Raw genomic sequence first — 1,348 nt, 5'->3', positions numbered from 1 at the left:
TGAGGTTTCCCCCGAACGGTGGACACGGGGGTTACATGATTTCAGGCGATTGCCACCTGTAGCGACCTCTCGAAACTGTCCGGGCTATGCATGCCGATCGAGGAGTGCCGCCGGTCAGCATTGTAGAATGCAATCCAGTTGTCAACCGCAGCAACAAGCCCCGCCTTCGTGGCGTAGACGTGCCGGTAGTACTCCTCATGCTTGAACGTCGACCAAAACGACTCGGATGGGCTGTTGTCCCAACATATCCCGGTTGCACCCATCGACCGACGCAATCCATGACGGAGGCACGCGGCCGCAGTCAAGTGGGCGGTATACTCCCCGCCGCGATCGCTGTGCAGGATCGTGTCCCGGCAGTGCCCGCCGCGGGTAGCCACGGCCCGATCGATCGCAGCCGTAACCATCTCGGCTCCGATGTGATCGGAAACGCTGTACCCCAACACCTTCCGAGAATGACCATCTCGAATCGCACACAAGAACATGTCCCCCTCACCGCAGGTGAGGTACGTGATGTCGGTGAACCAGACCGCATCGAGCCTACCCTGATCGAAGTGCCGCTCGACTAGATCCGGCGGGAACGACGCCTGTGGATCGACCACCGTCGTCGTGACCTTGAACGTGCGCGGGCTGATCCCCTCGATCCCCACCGACGCCATGATCTTGGCCACCGTCTTCTTGGTCACCACCTCACCGCGTGCCCGCAACTCGGCGGCGATCCGCGGTGATCCGTAGGTTCCCCTCGACCCCTTGTGGATCTCGGCAATCTTGATTTCGAGATCGGCGCGGCGCTGCTGCCGCGGCGTCAGCGCCGTGGCAGCTCGGCGTTTGATGTGCTGGTAGTAGCCCGATGTGGACACCGACAACAGGCGCGCCATCCGCGTGATCGAGAAGCGTTCACCTTCCGGTGCGGCGGTGCCGGCGGTCTCTTCGATGTCATCGGGGCCGGCGTACTTCACCATCAGATCGAACCGGGTCGATTCTTCTGCATCGAGGCAAAGTACGCCGAAGCTTTTACCAAGAAGGTGTTGTCCTTCTCGAGTTCGCTGACCTGCCTTCGCAATCGAATCAGCTCGGCTCGCTCGGCCGCGTCCAAAGGCTTTTCTCCTTGAGACTCGGCGGCGGCGATCCTGCGCCGCTCGAGTTTGACCCATTCACCCAACAGGCTCTCGTTGAGGCCGAGTTCCCGTGCGACCTCGGCGATGGTGCGACCCGAATCGATCACCCGGTGGGCCGCCTCGACCTTGTATTCGGCCGTGAATGATCGGCGCTTGCGGGGTGGCATATGGACATCCTTCCAGCGAGACCGGAATCCCGCCAATTCGGTGTCCACATTCCGGGGGAAACCTCA

2 protein-coding genes are annotated in these 1,348 nt (G+C 61.6%); both read right to left on the bottom strand.

Translation table 11 applies throughout. The features are described 5' to 3' along the window. Window positions 1-41 precede the first annotated feature (41 nt). Window positions 42-959 (bottom strand): IS3 family transposase, encoded by a 918-nt coding sequence (locus ACFVJ3_RS49485; protein WP_378459046.1) that lies wholly within the window; start codon window positions 957-959, stop codon window positions 42-44. Next, the gene (locus tag ACFVJ3_RS49480) at window positions 959-1,330 is read right to left on the bottom strand and encodes a transposase (protein ID WP_378459045.1); all 372 of its coding nucleotides are present in this window, start codon (window positions 1,328-1,330) and stop codon (window positions 959-961) included. The genes ACFVJ3_RS49485 and ACFVJ3_RS49480 overlap by 1 nt, the downstream gene beginning before the upstream one ends. Window positions 1,331-1,348: the final 18 nt, after the last annotated feature.

This window comes from Rhodococcus sp. NPDC127593 (genome assembly GCF_042671975.1).
Classification (GTDB): domain Bacteria; phylum Actinomycetota; class Actinomycetes; order Mycobacteriales; family Mycobacteriaceae; genus Rhodococcus_F.
Note: the sequence above shows the minus strand (reverse complement) of the source record. Positions and strands in the feature narration are given on the sequence as shown.